18 protein-coding genes and 1 pseudogene are annotated in these 16833 nt (G+C 72.1%); 10 read left to right on the forward strand and 9 right to left on the reverse strand.

The window, feature by feature from the left end:
- The 5 genes from PV343_RS33885 to PV343_RS33905 all read right to left on the reverse strand — a co-directional run.
- Positions 1-281 (reverse strand): hypothetical protein (locus PV343_RS33885; protein ID WP_319150868.1); only part of this gene is annotated, 281 nt, incomplete at its 3' end.
- 7 nt (positions 282-288) lie between these two features.
- On the reverse strand, positions 289-1302 hold the full coding sequence (locus PV343_RS33890; RefSeq protein ID WP_319150869.1) for an AAA family ATPase: 1014 nt from the start codon (positions 1300-1302) through the stop codon (positions 289-291).
- A gap of 178 nt (positions 1303-1480) precedes the next feature.
- A complete protein-coding gene (locus tag PV343_RS33895) occupies positions 1481-3724 on the reverse strand; it encodes a trypsin-like peptidase domain-containing protein (RefSeq protein WP_319150870.1) in 2244 nt (747 codons plus the stop codon).
- On the reverse strand, positions 3721-4131 hold the full coding sequence (locus PV343_RS33900) for a CU044_2847 family protein (protein ID WP_319150871.1): 411 nt from the start codon (positions 4129-4131) through the stop codon (positions 3721-3723). Before PV343_RS33900 ends, PV343_RS33895 begins: the two co-directional genes overlap by 4 nt.
- A 135-nt stretch (positions 4132-4266) precedes the next feature.
- Positions 4267-4446: a DUF6104 family protein gene (locus tag PV343_RS33905; protein ID WP_003992906.1), complete on the reverse strand. Its 180-nt coding sequence runs from the start codon at positions 4444-4446 to the stop codon at positions 4267-4269.
- 233 nt (positions 4447-4679) lie between these two features.
- Here PV343_RS33905 and PV343_RS33910 point away from each other — a divergent pair, with 233 nt between their 5' ends.
- On the forward strand, positions 4680-5648 hold the full coding sequence (locus PV343_RS33910; protein WP_319150872.1) for a DUF4097 family beta strand repeat-containing protein: 969 nt from the start codon (positions 4680-4682) through the stop codon (positions 5646-5648).
- A 1-nt stretch (position 5649) separates the two neighbouring features.
- Positions 5650-6726, forward strand: coding sequence for a PadR family transcriptional regulator (locus PV343_RS33915; RefSeq protein WP_319150873.1), 1077 nt, complete (start codon positions 5650-5652; stop codon positions 6724-6726).
- 102 nt (positions 6727-6828) lie between these two features.
- Here PV343_RS33915 and PV343_RS33920 read toward each other — a convergent pair whose 3' ends face one another.
- Positions 6829-7794 carry a zinc-binding dehydrogenase gene (locus PV343_RS33920; RefSeq protein ID WP_319150874.1) on the reverse strand — a complete coding sequence of 322 codons (966 nt, stop codon included), beginning with the start codon at positions 7792-7794 and terminating at the stop codon, positions 6829-6831.
- Between the two features lie 212 nt (positions 7795-8006).
- The gene (locus tag PV343_RS33925) at positions 8007-9227 is read right to left on the reverse strand and encodes an NADP-dependent malic enzyme (protein ID WP_319150875.1); all 1221 of its coding nucleotides are present in this window, start codon (positions 9225-9227) and stop codon (positions 8007-8009) included.
- A gap of 568 nt (positions 9228-9795) precedes the next feature.
- On the opposite strand from PV343_RS33925, the gene PV343_RS33930 reads away from it, so the two are divergent.
- The 3 genes from PV343_RS33930 to PV343_RS33940 are packed head-to-tail and all read left to right on the forward strand — an operon-like array spanning position 9796 to position 12525.
- The gene (locus PV343_RS33930; protein ID WP_319150876.1) at positions 9796-10755 is read left to right on the forward strand and encodes an ABC transporter substrate-binding protein; all 960 of its coding nucleotides are present in this window, start codon (positions 9796-9798) and stop codon (positions 10753-10755) included.
- 46 nt (positions 10756-10801) lie between these two features.
- Positions 10802-11725, forward strand: a complete 924-nt coding sequence (locus PV343_RS33935) for an amino acid ABC transporter permease (RefSeq protein WP_319150926.1) — start codon at positions 10802-10804, stop codon at positions 11723-11725.
- Positions 11722-12525: an amino acid ABC transporter ATP-binding protein gene (locus PV343_RS33940; RefSeq protein WP_319150877.1), complete on the forward strand. Its 804-nt coding sequence runs from the start codon at positions 11722-11724 to the stop codon at positions 12523-12525. Before PV343_RS33935 ends, PV343_RS33940 begins: the two co-directional genes overlap by 4 nt.
- Before the next feature lie 62 nt (positions 12526-12587).
- On the opposite strand, the pseudogene PV343_RS33945 reads toward PV343_RS33940, so the two are convergent.
- Positions 12588-13345, reverse strand: a pseudogene (locus PV343_RS33945) (class I SAM-dependent methyltransferase).
- Between the two features lie 100 nt (positions 13346-13445).
- Between PV343_RS33945 and PV343_RS33950 the strand changes: the two are divergent.
- Complete coding sequence (locus tag PV343_RS33950) at positions 13446-14075, forward strand: CGNR zinc finger domain-containing protein (protein ID WP_319150878.1); 630 nt, start codon at positions 13446-13448, stop codon at positions 14073-14075.
- Here PV343_RS33950 and sodX read toward each other — a convergent pair.
- Positions 13979-14413 carry a nickel-type superoxide dismutase maturation protease gene (gene sodX / locus PV343_RS33955; RefSeq protein ID WP_319150927.1) on the reverse strand — a complete coding sequence of 145 codons (435 nt, stop codon included), beginning with the start codon at positions 14411-14413 and terminating at the stop codon, positions 13979-13981. The two genes, PV343_RS33950 and sodX, sit on opposite strands and share 97 nt — an antisense overlap.
- Before the next feature lie 145 nt (positions 14414-14558).
- Between sodX and sodN the strand changes: the two genes are divergently transcribed.
- The 4 genes from sodN (at position 14559) to PV343_RS33975 (ending at position 16825) form a co-directional block, all read left to right on the forward strand.
- Positions 14559-14954, forward strand: coding sequence for a superoxide dismutase, Ni (gene sodN / locus PV343_RS33960; protein ID WP_020942188.1), 396 nt, complete (start codon positions 14559-14561; stop codon positions 14952-14954).
- Positions 14955-15084: 130 nt separating this feature from the next.
- The gene (locus tag PV343_RS33965) at positions 15085-15483 is read left to right on the forward strand and encodes a helix-turn-helix transcriptional regulator (RefSeq protein ID WP_020942187.1); all 399 of its coding nucleotides are present in this window, start codon (positions 15085-15087) and stop codon (positions 15481-15483) included.
- A 117-nt stretch (positions 15484-15600) separates the two neighbouring features.
- Positions 15601-16029: a VOC family protein gene (locus PV343_RS33970; RefSeq protein ID WP_319150879.1), complete on the forward strand. Its 429-nt coding sequence runs from the start codon at positions 15601-15603 to the stop codon at positions 16027-16029.
- Positions 16030-16087: 58 nt separating this feature from the next.
- On the forward strand, positions 16088-16825 hold the full coding sequence (locus tag PV343_RS33975) for a VOC family protein (RefSeq protein WP_319150880.1): 738 nt from the start codon (positions 16088-16090) through the stop codon (positions 16823-16825).
- Positions 16826-16833 lie beyond the last annotated feature (8 nt).

A 16833-nucleotide genomic window follows, 5' to 3' on the forward strand; every position in this document is an offset into this window, starting at 1 on the left:
GGCGACGGACCGTCTGCGGGGCGTGCGGCACCTCGCCCCGCGGCGCCCCGCGCGTCGTCCGTGGCGCCCCCGTCGGGCGCGTCGGGCGCGTCCTCGGTGTTCTCCGTGTCCGCCGCCGGTGCGCCGTCGAGGGTCCCGGCGGGCTGCCCGCGTGCCTCGCTCGGGGGTGCGGCGCCGAGCCGCCGGGCCAGCCAGACCGCGTCCGCCACGTCCTCCGCGGTGGGGTCGAGCCCGCCCTGGCGCAGCTTGCCGATCAGCTCGTCCAGGCGGATCCCGGGCATCCGGCCATCACCTCGTGCGGTCGAGCGGCTGCATCAGCATCTCGGCGATCCGTTCCCTGGTGATGCTCTGCGCCCGTGGGTCGTGCCGGGTGAGGAAGAGGGCGTTGAGGAGCTGGTCGGCGGCGAGCACCTCGCCGGGTTCGCGCTCCAGGAACCTGCGGATGAGGTCCGCTCCGGCGCTGACGCCGTCCGCGCCGAGGTGCGCCTCGACCATGGCGGTGAGCTGCTCCTCGCCGGGCGGGTCCAGTTCGAGCTGGATGCAGCGCCTGAGCAGCGGGGCGGGGAAGTCGCGTTCGCCGTTGGAGGTCAGGACGATCACCGGGAAGGCGGTGCAGGCGATCCGGCCGCCGTGCACGGGGACCCGGTCGCCGTCGTGCGTGAGCACCTCGACGACGGGTTCGCGGTCCGCGAGCCGTTCCAGCTCGGGGATCGAGAACTCGCCTTCCTCCAGGGTGTTGAGCAGGTCGTTGGGCAGGTCGAGGTCGCTCTTGTCGAGTTCGTCGATGAGCAGCACGCGGGGCTGCGCGGCGGGCAGCAGCGCGGTGCCGAGCGGGCCGAGCCGGATGTAGGAGCCGATGCCGGGGGCGGCCGTCGTGCCCTCGCCGCCGCGGGCCCGCTCCAGCTGGACGTCCTGGAGCCTGCCTATGGCGTCGTACCGGTACAGGCCGTCCTGGAGGCCGGTGCGGCTGACGATGGGCCAGCGCAGCACCTTGCCCAGGCCGAGTTCGTGGGCGATGGCGTACGCCAGCGTCGACTTGCCCGTGCCCGGGTTGCCGGTCACCAGCAGGGGGCGGCGCAGGTAGAGGGCCGCGTTGACCGCGTCCACCTCGGCCGGCCGGGGCGCGTAGTTCTCGACCATGCGGCGGCGGACGCCGAGCCGGCGGGCGCTGCTGGGGTCCTCGGAGCCGGTCTCCTCGCCGTCCCGTGCGGCGGTGAAGTCGCGCCAGGGCGGCGGCGCCGGCAACCGCAGCATGCCGTCGTGCGGCTGGCCCACTCCGCGGTAGATCCGCCAGTCGTTCACCTTGGGCTCCTCCCGGCTCTGGTGATCATGCAGCGGACCCGGCCGTCCGACGTACGAGGCTACCGTCAGGCGACCGTGTCTGCCGAGGTTCGAAGCGCCCGGCGTTCACTTCCGGACCTCCGAACAGCCTTGCGGGGCAAGCGGGTTGACGGGCTGTCCGGCCGGCGTGCCGGACCGGTCAGCCGCCGGGCGCGGCCAGCGGAGGTGGTCGCATCGTCTCGGCGGCGTACGGCGGCCGGTCGGGCGGGTCGACGAGGACCGCCAGCTTCCCGCGCAGGCCCCGCTCCCGGGCGGTGTCCGGGTCGTAGAGGCTGATCCGCAGGTCGCGCACCTGTTCGTGCAGCCCCTCGGCCCTGCCGGCCGTCCCCAGCACATGGGCGACCTGCCGGTGGAAGTCCCGGCACTCCTCGTGGTCGTGCCGGTCGCGCCGCCACAGCACCACCGAGTGCCCGGCCATGAGCGCGTCCTTCATCGCCGCCTGCCCCTCCCCGCTGCCGACGGGACCGCAGTAGACCGGGACGGACGTGTCGTCCATCGCCGACAGGGCGCCGTAGTACGGGTAGCGGCCCGAGGGGCGGACCTGGGCGGGGTGGCCCTCGGCCGGGGAGCGGCCGTGCAGCGGTTCGTGCGCGAGCGGTCCGCGGACCGCGCCGCGCCAGCGTTTGCGCCACTCGGGAGCGGGCGGCCGGGCGTTGCGCCGCACGTCCCGTACGACGACGCTCCGGCGCATCCCGAGCGGCATGGACCGCTCGTCGACGAAGTCGTCGTCGTCGATGGCGTCGTCGATGCCGATGCCGAAGCCGTCGGCAGCGAAGTCCGTGTCACCACCACCGCCGTCCGTGGCGGTCCACCCGCCGGAGCCGTACGCGGGGTCCGGCGGGGCGGGGGCGTCGGGGAGCAGCTGCCACTCGTCCACCGGCAGGTCGAACAGGGCGCGGGGCAGGAACACCTCGATCGCGGCCAGGTGCTCGTCGTGGTCGCCCTGGCCCAGCGCCCGGGCGAGCGGTGCGCGCAGCGCCCCGGCCAGGTCCTCGGCCCGCGCCCCGCGGTCGTCGGCGTCGACCGGGGTGACGTCGAGGCCGTCGTGGATCAGCTGCACGGTCCAGGGGTGGCGCCCGTCGTACATGGGCGCCCCGACCTTGACGAGGACGTCGGTGCGGGTGCCGGGCGGCGCCGCGGCCGGTGGTGCGGCGGCCGGTGCCGCGGCGGGGCCGAGGCCGTCGCCCGCGGGGGCGTCGACCCCCTCGAGCAGGGCCCGGACGGCCTCGCCGACCGCCCAGTGCCGGTGGCCGTCGGCCTGCCCGGCGAGCCAGTGGGCGAACGCGCTCAGCCGCGCGGGGTCCACGGACCCGGGGTGGTCGCGCACGGCCCTGCGGACCGCCTTGGCCGCGTACAGCAGGACGGCGTCGAGGTCCACCAGTGTGCCGCCGCCGCCCGGTTCCAGGGTGCGCAGCCCGTGCAGCAGCGCGGCACCCTCGCGCCAGGTCCGCACGTCCCGCAGCACCAGCGAGCGCAGCCGCTCGCCGCGCACCTGCTCCTTGACCTCCTCCACGAGGTGGACGACCTCGCCCGCCCCGGCGGGCGGCGGCAGCTCGGCGAGGTGGCCGTAGAGCCGGGTGCGCAGCTCGGCGCCGATGCCGGTGACCGGGGGCGCGAGCGCGGGCAGTCCGGCCCGCAGGGCGGTCCAGTGGGCGTACGACGAGGGGTCGTCGAGGAGGCGGACGTGGTGCAGGTCGTGGGCGCGCAGCACCTCGCGCAGGACGTCCGTCCCGGCGCGGCCCTCGCGCGGGTCGGGCAGTTCGTGCAGCGCGGTGACCGGGACGGCGACGCCCTCCTCCCGCCGGCGGCCCTTGATCACGCCGACGACCGCGCCGTGCCGGAGGTCGAGCACGGGCCCACCGGACAGTCCGCCGATCGGCAGGCTGCCGCCGAGCAGCAGCGCCCGCGCGTCGGAACCCGTGAGTTCTCCGGTGCCGTGCCTGACGCCCAGCTCACCGGTCTGCACGGACCAGCCGTACAGCCCGACGGGGGCGCGGGCGGCGGGCTCCCGGTCGCTCAGCCACAGGCAGCGCACGTCGTCGGCGCCGGCCACCCGGACGAGCGCGAGGTCGGGGAACGGCCAGGGGTCGCGCGGCGGCTCGCCGGGCCCGGGCCGTGGCGCGAGGAGCACGGCGGTCCCGGTGCCGGTCCGCTCCCGCAGGTCACCGGCGGTGGTGCGCTCCTCCCAGGTCACGCGCAGGGCGTTCTCCCCTCGGCACACCGCGGCTCCCCCCTTCCCCACGACGTGGGCGCAGGTCAACAGCCAGCCCGGGGCGATGAAGAACCCCGACCCCCAGTAGGCGTCACGGTCCGTTGCATACCCGTCACCCGGTGCGCCGATGCGTGCGAGCGAGGGGCGCACCAACTCGTCGAAGGCGCTCATGCGGTGCCGGGGGCCGGGGACCTGGGCGGTACGACGGAACCCCCGGGTGCGGCGGGGTCCGTGCCACCCCCGGCCGCCGCGGGTTCGGTCCAGGTCAGGGACACCGTCAGGGAGGACGTGCCGCCGCCACCGGCGATGGCACTCACGACCGTGCCCGACTGCGCCGTCAGTTCGATCCCGAAGCTGACGGACACCTCGACCGGGGTGGGTGTGTCCAGACCGGCGCGCAGGGAGCGCACGACGCCCCCGACCGTGCCGGCGAGGCCGCCCGCCATGCCGATGACCCGGTCACCGAGGCCGGTGTCCCAGTACCCGCCCTCGTCCAGGGCCTCCTCGCCGGTCCTGCCGATCCTCGCCCAGACGACGGTCCCGTCGTCCAGCCGTACGCGTTCGAGCCCTCCACCCATGACGCCCCCGTTCGCTGGAATGGGAGGAGAAGGCTAACGCCGGAGAAAGCTGAGAGGGAGGGCAGACGGACGATACGGCTGATGATCGCCGTTGCGGCCGGGGCGCGGGGACCGGACGCGGGGACCGCTCGGGCCCTACTCGTCGTCCTCGTCGTCGAGCCGGGCGAGCCAGGTCGCGAGCCGCTCGACGGGCACCTCGAAGTCGGGGTTGAGGTCCACGAACGTGCGCAGCTGCTCGGCAAGCCACTCGAAGGTGACCTCTTCCTCGCCGCGCCGCTTCTCCAGCTCCTCGATCCCGCGGTCGGTGAAGTACATGGCTGCCTCTCCTGCGTGTCCGCCTGCGTGCCGCCCGCGCCCCAGGTCGTGTGACGGGCCGCGCGGTGGATGGTCCAGCACCAGCGTATGCAACGGCGCGCGTGGCACGGACGGCCGCCCGTCGCACGAACAGGTGCCTTGACTTTCCGTGACCACGATATATCGTGTTTCCCGGAAGACGCGATATGGCGTGTCGCGAGAGTCGCGACCGTGTCCGGCCGAGGAGGCTCCCCATGTCCGAGTGGTCCGTCGCCGAGCCCCGGAAGCTCACGTTCGACACTCCGGTGAGCGACCTGCACGTACGCATCGTCAACGGAACGGTGAACGTCGTGGGCACCGACGAAGGTTCCGCCCGCATGGAGGTCACGGACATCGAGGGGCCACCCCTGGTGGTCACCCAGCAGGGCGGCACCCTGACGGTGGCCTACGACGACCTGCCCTGGAAGGGCTTCCTCAAGTGGCTCGACCGCAAGGGCTGGCGGCGCAGCGCCGTGGTCTCGCTCGCGGTCCCCGCCGACACGCGCGTGGAGGTGGGCGTGGTCGGCGCCGGGGCGGTCGTCTCCGGCATCAGCGGCCCTGCCGTGGTCAAGGGAGTCACGGGCGACACGACCCTGGTGGGGCTGTCCGGGCCGGTCCGCGCCGACACCGTCTCGGGGAACCTGGAGGCCCAGGCCGTCACCGGTGATCTGCGGTTCAACTCGGTCTCGGGCGACCTGACCGTGGTCGAGGGCTCGGGCTCCGCCGTCCGCGCCGACTCCGTCAGCGGCTCCATGATCATCGACCTGGACCCGGACGGCCCCACGGACGTCCGGCTGACCAGCGTCTCCGGCGAGATCGCCATCCGCCTGCCGCACCCGGCCGACGCGGAGGTGGAGGCCAACACCGCGAGCGGCACCATCTCCAACGCCTTCGACGGACTGCGGGTGCACGGCCAGTGGGGCGCCCACAAGATCACCGGCCGCCTCGGTGACGGCAACGGCAAGCTGCGGGCCACCACGGTCTCCGGCTCGATCGCCCTGCTGCGCCGCCCGCCGGGGGAGGACGAACCGGCCGCCGCCTGGGAGTCCGGGCCCACCGCGGACACCGCGCCCGACCCGGCGACCGGATCCGAGACCGTCCCGGGGGACAATCCCGTCACCGGCCAGGGCGCCGACGCCACCCGCGACCCGGCCGACGGCACGACCGACAAGAAGGTGCTCTGACATGCCCCCCGTCTTCGCCCACGGCCGCCTCCGCCTGTACCTGCTCAAGCTGCTCGACGAGGCCCCGCGCCACGGCTACGAGGTGATCAGGCTGCTGGAGGAACGCTTCCAGGGCCTGTACGCCCCCTCGGCGGGCACGGTCTACCCCCGGCTGGCCAAGCTGGAGGCCGAGGGCCTGGTCACGCACACCACCGAGGGTGGCCGCAAGGTGTACGCGATCACCGACGCCGGCCGCGCCGAGCTGGCCGACCGCAGCGGCGAGCTCGCCGACCTGGAGCTGGAGATCCGCGAGTCGGTGGCCGAACTGGCGGCGGAGATAAGGGCCGACGTGCGCGGTGCCGCCGGTGACCTGCGGCGCGAGGTGCGGGCGGCCGCCTCCGAGGCCCGCCGGGGCACCACGGCCGGCGGCGACCGGACGGGCCCCTTCGGGGAGTTCGGCGACCTCGGCGACAAGGAGGCGTGGCGCGTCGCCAAGGAGGAGATGCGCCGGGCCAAGCAGGAGTGGAAGGAGCAGGCCCGCCGCGCCAAGGACGAGAGCCGCCGGGCCCGCGAGGAGGCCCAGCGGGCCCGCCACCAGGCACAGGAGGCCCAGGCACGGGCGCGGGCGCAGGCCCAGGAGGAGGTGCAGCGCATCGCCCGCCGGGTCCAGGAGCGCGTGCAGGACCACTTCACCCGCGGCGACTGGCCGACCGGCGTGCGCGAGGGCCTGACCGAACTCGCCAAGGAATTCGGCGAGTTCGGCAAGGACTACGGCAAGGAGTTCGGCAGGGACCGGGGCTTCGGCCGCGCCTCGGGGGAGCCGGCCGACGGCCCCCGGAAGTCCGCCCCCGCGACGGGGCCCGACTACCTCTCCACTCCGGAGGACTTCCCCGCCGAGTACGAGCCGGCCTGGGCCCACGAGGAGACCACCGGCGACCCGGCCCGCGACCTCGACCGGCTGCTCGACCGCTTCCGCGACGGCATCCGTGACGCCGCCCGGGACCACGGCGTCAGCGACGACCAGGTCCGCGACGCCCGCCGCCACCTGTCGGCGGCGGCCGCCCACATCGGGGCGATACTGCGCGGCCCGAAGGTCTGACCCGCCGCGCGTCGGCCGGGACGGACCGGTGGTCCGTCCCGGCTCGGCACTGAGCCCCCCGCCAAGCGGCCGACGGCCGGCGGTCGCCGACCGGTCAGCGGGTCAGCCGTTGGTCAGCACGATCTTGCCGAACTGCTCGCCGGAGGCCAGCCGTTCGAAGCCCTCGCGGGCCCGGTCGAGCGGCAGCTCCTCGTCGATGACGGGCCGCACACCGGTGGCGGCACAGAAGGACAGCAGGTCCTCCAGCTCCTCCTTGGTGCCCATGGTGGAGCCGACGACCTTCAGCTCCAGGAAGAAGATGCGGGTCAGCTCGGCGTGCGAGGGCCGGTCACCGCTGGTGGCGCCGGAGATGACGACGGTGCCGCCGGGCCGCAGCGACTTCACCGAGTGGGACCAGGTGGCGGCGCCGACGGTCTCGATGGCGGCGTCCACGCGCTGCGGCAGCCGGGCCCCCGGTTCCACCGCCTCGACCGCGCCCAGCTCCACGGCCCGCTTGCGCTTGGCCTCGTCCCGGCTGGTGGCGAAGACCCGGAGGCCGGCCGCCTTGCCGAGCACGATCGCGGCCGTGGCGACACCGCCGCCCGCGCCCTGCACGAGGACCGAGTCACCGGGCCGCACCCCGGCGTTGGTGAAGAGCATCCGGTACGCGGTCAGCCAGGCCGTCGGCAGACAGGCGGCCTCCGCGAAGGACAGCTCCTTCGGCTTGGGCAGGATGTTCCAGGTCGGCACGGCGACCTGCTCGGCGAAGGTGCCCTGGTAGCGCTCGGTGAGGATGGAGCGCGGCTCGTTCGGGCCGACGCCGTGGCCGGTCTGGCCGATGACGGAGTGCAGGACGACCTCGTTGCCGTCCTCGTCGACACCGGCGGCGTCGCAGCCGAGGATCATCGGCAGCTTGTCCTCTGCGAGGCCCACGCCGCGCAGGGACCACAGGTCATGGTGGTTGAGGGAGGCGGCCCGCACGGTGACGGTACTCCAGCCGGGCCTGGCCTCGGGAGCCGGGCGCTCCCCCAACTCAAGTCCGGTCAGCGGCTGGTCGCGGTCGATTCGGGCGGCGTAGGCAGCGAACATGGCTCGACGATAGGTGCGCCGTGCAGCGGACGAAACCGCAGGGGGCTGTGACACATGCCCTCTTGCGTGACGGCACCCGTGCGGCGCAGCGGTCCCGACGGGTGGACGCGAACCGGGACGGGACACAGGGAGCGGGAACGGGGCGGGGAACGCGAAACGGCCCCGTCCGTGGGGACGGGGCCGTTTCGCGCGATGTCGGCTGACGCGCCGCGTCAGCGACGGGCGACGCCCTCCGCGCGGGCGGCCGCCGCCACGGCCGCGGTCACCGCGGGAGCGACCCGCTCGTCGAACGGCGAGGGGATCACGTAGTCGGCGGCGAGGTCGTCACCCACGACGGACGCCAGCGCCTCGGCGGCGGCGATCTTCATGCCCTCGGTGATGCGGGTGGCCCGCACCTGCAGCGCACCGGCGAAGATGCCGGGGAAGGCGAGGACGTTGTTGATCTGGTTCGGGAAGTCCGAACGACCGGTCGCGACGACCGCCGCGTACCGGTGCGCCACCTCCGGGTGCACCTCCGGGTTCGGGTTGGCCATCGCGAACACGAAGGCGCCCTTCGCCATGGAGGCGACCGCGGACTCGGCGACCGTACCGCCGGAGACGCCGATGAAGACGTCGGCGCCCGCGAGGGCGTCCTCCAGCGAACCGGTGACGCCCGCCTTGTTGGTGAAGCCGGCCAGCTCGCGCTTGACCGGCGTCAGGTCCTGGCGGTCGGCCGAGACGACGCCCTTGCGGTCCGCCACGGCCACGTCCCCGATGCCGGCCTCGACCAGCATCTTGGCGATGGCCACACCGGCCGCGCCGGCGCCCGAGATGACGGCCCGCAGCTGGCCGATCTCCCGTCCGCTCAGCCGCGCCGCGTTGCGCAGCGCCGCCAGCGTCACGACCGCCGTGCCGTGCTGGTCGTCGTGGAAGACCGGGATGTCGAGGCGCTCCTGCAACCGGCGCTCGATCTCGAAGCACCGGGGCGCCGAGATGTCCTCCAGGTTCACTCCGCCGAACGAGGGAGCGAGCCGGACCACGGTCTCGACGATGTCGTCGACGTCCGTGCAGTCGAGCGCGATCGGCACCGCGTCCACGCCGCCGAACTGCTTGAAGAGGATCGCCTTGCCCTCCATCACGGGGAGGGAGGCCTGGGGACCGATGTCCCCGAGTCCGAGCACGGCCGTACCGTCGGTCACGACCGCGACCACGGAGGACTTCCATGTGTAGTCGTTGACAAGCTCCGGCTGTTCCGCGATCGCGGTGCACACGCGAGCGACGCCGGGCGTGTACGCGAGGGAAAGGTCGTCCTTGTCGCGGATCGGCACGGTGGCCTGCACAGCCATCTTGCCGCCACGGTGCAGCGCGAACGCCGGATCGAAGGAATCGAGGGGCTCGGCCCCGTCCTGATCCGTGCCGTTGTCGCTGCGAGGATTGACGATCTCCGCTGCCACTTTGTTGTACCCCTTAGGTATGCATGGTTTGAGGGTCGACCACTCCTGGTGAGGGGTGGGCGGGCACCGCGCCGGGTCCGATTGCTGATACGTACGGACCGACGCGACGGGCGCGCCGCACACGCGCCCTGAGCCCCGGATGAGGGGTGTAAAGAACCTTCTTACCGGACGGACGGCGGTCACGACGAGTCCATTAGGTGCAAGGTCACATCACGGACCAGAACGCCACACCCCGGTGACACGCGGCTGACACGAGCACGCCATCGTCGTGACCGGTCGGTAACTACAAGGGCGTCGACAACGCCACACCGGGGGACCACATCGTGAGATGGTCCGAAGATTTTCCGGCTTCGCTGATGGATTTCCGCAGATCTGCGGGTCCGACGGCCCGTCGTGACGGGACCTGATCGTGTTCGGGGATCACCCGTTATCCGATTTTGACATAGCGACGCCCTCGAATGGCGTAGTCCGAATGGCAAGATGCCGTAAACCCACGAGGTCGCGACACCCGATGGTGTGTGTTTCCGTCGACCCATCGGCACCTCTCCCATTCGCCGGAGGAACCACGATGACCGCAAGCTCCACCCGTCGTACGACCGCCGCGCACTCCCGTCTGGCCGCGGTCGGTGCGATCGCGGTCGCCGGAGCCCTGCTGCTCACCGGTTGCGGTGACCAGACCAAGGACAAGAACAACGACTCCGGCAGTGCGTCCACCAGCAACGCCCCGCTGGCCGACAAGCTTCCCAAGGACATCCGCGACAAGGGCGAGATCAAGGTCGGCTCGGACATCGCGTACGCCCCGGTGGAGTTCAAGGACTCCTCCGGCAAGGTCGTCGGTCTCGACCCCGACCTGGCCGCCGCGATGGGCAAGCAGCTCGGCGTGAAGCTCACGTTCGAGAACGGCACCTTCGACGCCCTGCTCACGGGTCTGCGCTCCGGCCGCTACGACATCGCGATGTCGGCGATGACGGACAACAAGAACCGCCAGGAGGGCGTCGACCCGGACACCGGCAAGAAGGTGGGCGAGGGCGTCGACTTCGTCGACTACCTGACCGCCGGTGTCTCCATCTACACCCGCAAGGACGACACCAAGGGCATCACGTCCTGGTCGGACCTGTGCGGCAAGAAGCTCGCCGTCGAGCGCGGCACCGTCTCCGAGGACCTGGCCAAGCAGGAGGCCAAGAAGTGTCCCGCGGGCAAGAAGCTCACCATCGAGCCGTTCGACGACGACCAGCAGTCCCAGACCCGTCTGCGCTCGGGCGGCGTGGACGCGGCCTCCTCCGACTTCCCGGTCGCCGCGTACGCGGTGAAGACCTCCGGTGGCGGCAAGGACTTCCAGGTCGTCGGCGACCAGGTCGAGGCGGCTCCGTACGGCATCGCCGTGGCCAAGAACGACACGCAGCTGCGCGACGCGCTCCAGGCGGCCATGAACGCCATCATCAAGAGCGGCGAGTACCAGAAGATCCTCGAGAAGTGGGGCGCCGAGGACGGCGCCGTCAAGGAGTCCGCCGTCAACGGTGGCAAGTGACCCGCGGATCCCGAGCGGCCACTGGAAGGCAACACCCGTGACTGACATGAAGAAGACGGCGGAGCCGGCGGACACCCCGCCGGCCGGCCCGGAGGCCATCAAGGCCATCCCGGTCCGCCACTACGGGCGGTACGTCACCGCCGTCATCGCGATCGCGATCCTCGTGGCGATCGTCTACGCGTTCGGCCAGGGCAAGATCAACTGGCACGCGGTCCCTGACTACTTCTTCGACGACCGGATCCTGACCGGTGTCGGCAAGACCCTCCTGCTGACGGTCCTGTCGATGGTGATCGGCATCTTCGGCGGCGTCGGCCTCGCCGTGATGCGCCTGTCGAAGAACCCGGTGACCTCGTCGATCGCGTGGTTCTACATCTGGTTCTTCCGCGGCACCCCGGTCCTGGTGCAGCTGTTCCTGTGGTTCAACCTGGGTCTCGTCTTCGAGTACATCAACCTGGGTCCGATCTACAAGGACTACTGGTCGGACTTCATGACGCCGCTGCTGACGGCGCTGCTCGGCCTGGGCCTGAACGAGGCCGCGTACATGGCCGAGATCTGCCGGGCCGGTCTGCTCGCGGTGGACGAGGGCCAGACCGAGGCGGCCCACGCGCTGGGCATGAGCCACGGAAAGACGCTGCGCCGCATCGTCATCCCGCAGGCCATGCGGGTGATCGTGCCGCCGACCGGCAACGAAGTGATCAACATGCTGAAGACGACCTCGCTCGTGGCGGCCGTCCAGTACCCGGAGCTGTTCCGTTACGCCCAGGACATCGGGCAGAACTCGGGCGCCCCGGTGGAGATGTACTTCCTGGCCGCGGCCTGGTACCTGATCATGACGTCGATCCTCAGCGTTGGCCAGTACTACATCGAGCGGTACTACGCACGTGGCTCCAGCCGCAGCCTGCCGCCCACCCCGTGGCAGAAGGTCAGGGCGCACCTCACGACCTTCTCGAGCAGGAAGGTCACGGCATGACCGACAAGACGATCACGGACTCCGTGGTGCGGCACTCCACCGTCCCGATGGTCAAGGCCGAGGGCGTGCACAAGTCCTTCGGGCCCGTCGAGGTCCTCAAGGGCATCGACCTGGAGGTCAAGGCGGGTGAGGTGTTCTGCCTCATCGGCCCCTCGGGCTCCGGCAAGTCCACCTTCCTCCGGTGCATCAACCACCTGGAGAAGGTCAACGCCGGCCGTCTGTACGTCGACGGCGAGCTGGTCGGCTACCGCCAGAAGGGCGACAAGCTGTACGAGCTCAAGGACAGCGAGGTCGCGCTCAAGCGCCGGGACATCGGCATGGTCTTCCAGCGCTTCAACCTGTTCCCGCACATGACCGCGGCCGAGAACGTCGTCGAGGCGCCGGTCCAGGTCAAGGGCGTCAGCAGGAGCCAGGCCAGGGAGCGCGCCATGCAGCTGCTGGAGCGGGTCGGCCTGGCCGACAAGGCCGGGAACTACCCCTCCCAGCTCTCCGGCGGCCAGCAGCAGCGCGTGGCCATCGCCCGGGCCCTCGCGATGGACCCGAAGCTGATGCTGTTCGACGAGCCGACCTCGGCCCTCGACCCGGAGCTGGTCGGTGACGTCCTCGACGTCATGCGCGACCTCGCCGAGTCGGGCATGACGATGGTCGTCGTCACCCACGAGATGGGCTTCGCCCGCGAGGTGGGCGACAGCCTGGTGTTCATGGACGGCGGCGTCGTGGTCGAATCCGGCCATCCGCGGGACGTGCTGACGGACCCGCAGCACGAGCGGACGCAGTCCTTCCTGTCCAAGGTGCTGTAGGACCCCTGCGAGAGGGGCGGTACGAGGATCCACGTCGATCCTCGTACCGCCCCTCTCGCGTGCTACTTGAGCGCGAGGAGCAACGTGTCCGACGGCGAGCACCACACCGCCCGGGCCTCGCCGAACCCGATCTCGCGCAGCACGCGCGCGTGCCACGCCGCGGACGGCATGTCCCCGTCGGCGTGCTCGCCGTAGATCTCGAAGCGGCGGGCGGTGGGCCCGGCGAGGACGGGGTCCGCCTGCGCGAGCTGCCACCACTCGGCCCAGTCCAGGGCCCCGTCCCGTTTGGCCTGATCCATACGGGCATGTCGCAGGGCCCGCTCCGCCGCGTTGATCCGCGGCGTGCTCTCGTCGATCATGTGGTCCGCGTTCATGAAGACACCGCCGTCGCGGACCAGCCCCGCGACCCGACCGTAGAGGGCCGCGAGGGGTTCGCTGTGCAGCCAGTGCAGGGCCGTGGCGGTCAGGACCGCGTCGTAGGAGTCGTACGGCAGCAGTGCCGGCCAGTCGGGGTCCTTGAGGTCGGCGGTGACGAAGGAGACCCGGTCGTCGCCCTCGAAGGTGCCGCGCGCGATGGCGAGCAGCGCGGGGTCGAGGTCCACCCCGGTGCTGGTGCCGCGGGGAACCGGGCCAGCAGCCGGGCGGTGATGCTGCCGGTGCCGCAGGCCAGGTCGAGCACGCGCGGGGCGGTGCCCACGAGCGCCTCGACCATGTCGAGCATGATCCGGAACCGCTCCTCGCGGTCCGGCATGTACCACTCCTGCTGCCGGTCCCAGCTCTCCTGCCAGGCGGCCCAGTCCGTTCCGGTACCGGTCGTCATGGAAGCCCCGTCTCCTCACGTCCGCGTAATACCCTGGAAGCACGACCGGCTGTTACCCGACCGCAGACACGACCATAGAGCGCCCTCGTAAGGACTACAAGTGGAACTGGCCTATTACTCGGACTACGCCGTACGGCTCGTGAACAGCGAGGAACCGGTCCGCGGCAAGGACGCCCTGACCTCGGTCGAGGCCGTCCGCGACCTGTTCGGCGGCAACGCGTCGGCGGCCCGCCGCGCCACCGACGCCGACGTGACCCGCTTCCGCTCGGTGCGGGGCCGGTTGCGGGGCGTCTTCGAGGCGGCCGACCAGGGCGACGAGACCCTCGCCGTGGACCTGCTGAACTCCCTGCTGCTGGAGTTCCCGGTGAGCCCGCAGATCTCCGGCCACGACCACCGGGACGAGGACGGCCGCCCGCTGTGGCACATGCACCTGGCCGACCACCCGTCCAACGCCACCGCCGGCTACGCGGCGATCGCGGCGATGGGCCTCGCCTTCCACCTGACCGAGTACGGCGTCGACCGGCTCGGCCTGTGCGAGGCAGCGCCCTGCCGCAACGCCTACCTCGACACGTCCACCAACCGCTCCCGGCGCTACTGCTCGGACCGCTGCGCGACCCGCGCCAACGTGGCCGCCTACCGGGCCCGCAAGCGTCTGGAGGCCGACCGGTCGGGCAGCAGCGGCCTTGCCGCGCCGAGCACCCAGCGGGCGAGTGCGAGCGGTGAGCGCTGACCGTCCTTGAGCGGCCGGTAGCGCAGCCACGCCCGGCCCAGGATCAGCTCTTCCGGCACCACCCCGTAGTCCGTGCTGTCCCCGCCCGCGTACGGATTGTCCCCGAGCACCCACCAGCCGCCCTCGCGCCGCTCCACGGCGCGCTTGACGACCAGCAGGTCCTGCTGGAAGGGATGACGCAGGACGACGACGTCCCCCGCCCTGATCGCCGCCCCGTACTGCAGCAGCAGCCGGTCCCCGTGGTGCAGCGTGGGCACCATGGACGGGCCCGTCACCTCGGCCAGCCCGAACGGCGCCCCGGCCCTCCCCCGCTCGGTCTCCTGCGACAGCTCCGGCATCACCGGCACCTCCCCGGTCCGTTCCTCCACCAGTCTCAGTCTGACCCTGGACTTTTGTCCTAAGCCCTAGGGGGCACTCAGGAAAACACGTCTCCCAGGGAGTAATGTCGCACCTGAGAAGACGATCACGAGGAAGGAATGCTCCATGCTTTCCCGCCTGTTTGCCCCCACGGTCAAGGTCAGCGCGCACTGCGACCTGCCCTGCGGTGTGTACGACCCGGCCCAGGCCCGCATCGAGGCGGAGTCGGTCAAGGCCGTCCAGGAGAAGATGGCCGGCAACGACGACCCGCACTTCCAGGCGCGTGCCACTGTCATCAAGGAGCAGCGCGCCGAGCTGGCGAAGCACCACGTCTCCGTGCTCTGGAGCGACTACTTCAAGCCCCCGCACTTCGAGAAGTACCCGGAGCTGCACCAGCTGGTCAACGACACCCTGAAGGCCCTCTCGGCCGCCAAGGCGTCCACGGACCCGGCGACGGGCCAGAAGGCTCTGGACTACATCGCCCAGATCGACAAGATCTTCTGGGAGACGAAGAAGGCCTGAGGGCACTTCTCCCCGACGGGGGCCCGGCCGGTTTTCCGGCCGGGCCCCCGTGGCGTGCGCGGACCCCTGACGTGAGCGGACCCCGCCCGTCCGGCACCGCGGGGGTACCGGGCGTGCCAAGCTGAGGGGCATGACCCTGGAGGACCTGGTACGACTGCGCCGGGTGCGCGACCGCATGGACCGCGAGTACGCCGAGCCGCTCGACATGGCCGAGCTGGCCCGCGGCGCCCACATGTCGCCGGGCCACTTCCAGCGCAGCTTCCGCAAGGCGTACGGCGAGACGCCGTACAGCTATCTGATGACCCGCCGGGTCGAGCGCGCCAAGGCGCTGCTGCGCGGCGGCGAGCTCTCCGTCACCGAGGTGTGCTTCGCCGTCGGCTGCACCTCGCTCGGTTCCTTCAGCTCCCGGTTCACCGAGCTGGTCGGCCAGACCCCGAGCGCCTACCGGGCGGGCTCGCACGAGGAGAGCGCGGTGATCCCGTCCTGCGTGGCCCGCTCCCTCACCCGCCCCCGCCGCCGCCCGTACTGACGGGACCGGGGCATCGGGAGGGCGTGGCGGGCCTGCCCGGCCTGGGGCCTGTTGCGAAAGGGGCGTCGTCGCCCGCACGGCAGGCGCCACCTTCGCACCAGGCCCTAGCGTGAGGCCATGGATCTGAAACTGAAGCAGTGTTTCATCGCCGTGGACGACCACGACAAGGCGCTCCACTTCTACTGCGAGGTGCTCGGTATGGAGGTCCGCAACGACGTGGGCTTCGAGGGCATGCGGTGGGTCACCGTCGGGTCGCCGCTGCAGCCGGACGTGGAGATCGTGCTGGAGCCGCCGGGCGCGAGCCCGGACATCTCCGCGGCCGACAAGCAGGCGATCGCCGAGCTGCTCGCCAAGGGCCTGCTGCGCGGGGTCATCTTCACCACCACCGACTGCGACGCGCTGTACGCGCGGGTCCGGGAGGCCGGCGGCGATGTCCTCCAGGAGCCGACGGACCAGCCGTACGGAGTGCGCGACTGCGCCTTCCGGGACCCGGCCGGCAACATGCTGCGCTTCCTCCAGCGCCCCGCGGAGCAACCGGTCGGCTGACCGGCGGTACTGATCCTTCTCCCGGCCGGGAGCGGGGACGGCTGCCTACCATCCGGTCATGAACACGATCCGCTGGACCTACGCCTTCGTCGACCGGCCGCTCGGCCGGCTCGCCGAGGCCCACGCCTTCTGGACGGCCGTCACCGGCACCGGGCTCTCCGGATTCCGGGGCGAGCACCGGGAGTTCGTGACGCTGCTGCCGGACGGCGCGGACCCCTGCCTGAAGCTGCAGGGGGTCCTCGACGGCGAGGGCGGGGCGCACCTCGACTTCTTCGTCGAGGACGTGCGGGCGTTCCTGGCCACGGCCACCGGACTCGGCGCGGTGACGGCGGCCGACCACGGGGACTGGGCCGTGCTCCGCTCGCCGGGCGGGCAGCCGTTCTGCGTGGGGGCCTGGCAGGGCGAGGCGGTCCGGCCGCCCGTGGTCGAGGGCAGCCGCCTCGACCAGGTGTGCCTGGACGTCCCGCCCTCCGTGTACGACGCGGAGACCGCCTTCTGGGCCGCGCTGACCGGCTGGGAGTCGCCGGCCGCCTCCCGGCCCGAGTTCCGCGTGCTCACACCGCCGGCGGGCCTGCCGGTCCGGATCCTGCTGCAGCGGCTCGACGACGAGCGTCCGCCCTCCGCCCATCCAGACCTCGCCTGCGCCGACATCGGGGCGACCCGGGCCCGGCACGAGCGGCTGGGCGCCACGGTCGTCGGCCGGGGCCCGCACTGGACGGTGATGCGCGACCCGGCCGGCGGCGTCTACTGCCTGACCGGCCGCGATCCGGAGACCGGCGGGCTGCCCCGGACGTGAACACGCGA

Source organism: Streptomyces sp. WI03-4A, from assembly GCF_033792105.1.
In the GTDB taxonomy this organism is placed as follows: domain Bacteria; phylum Actinomycetota; class Actinomycetes; order Streptomycetales; family Streptomycetaceae; genus Streptomyces; species Streptomyces collinus_A.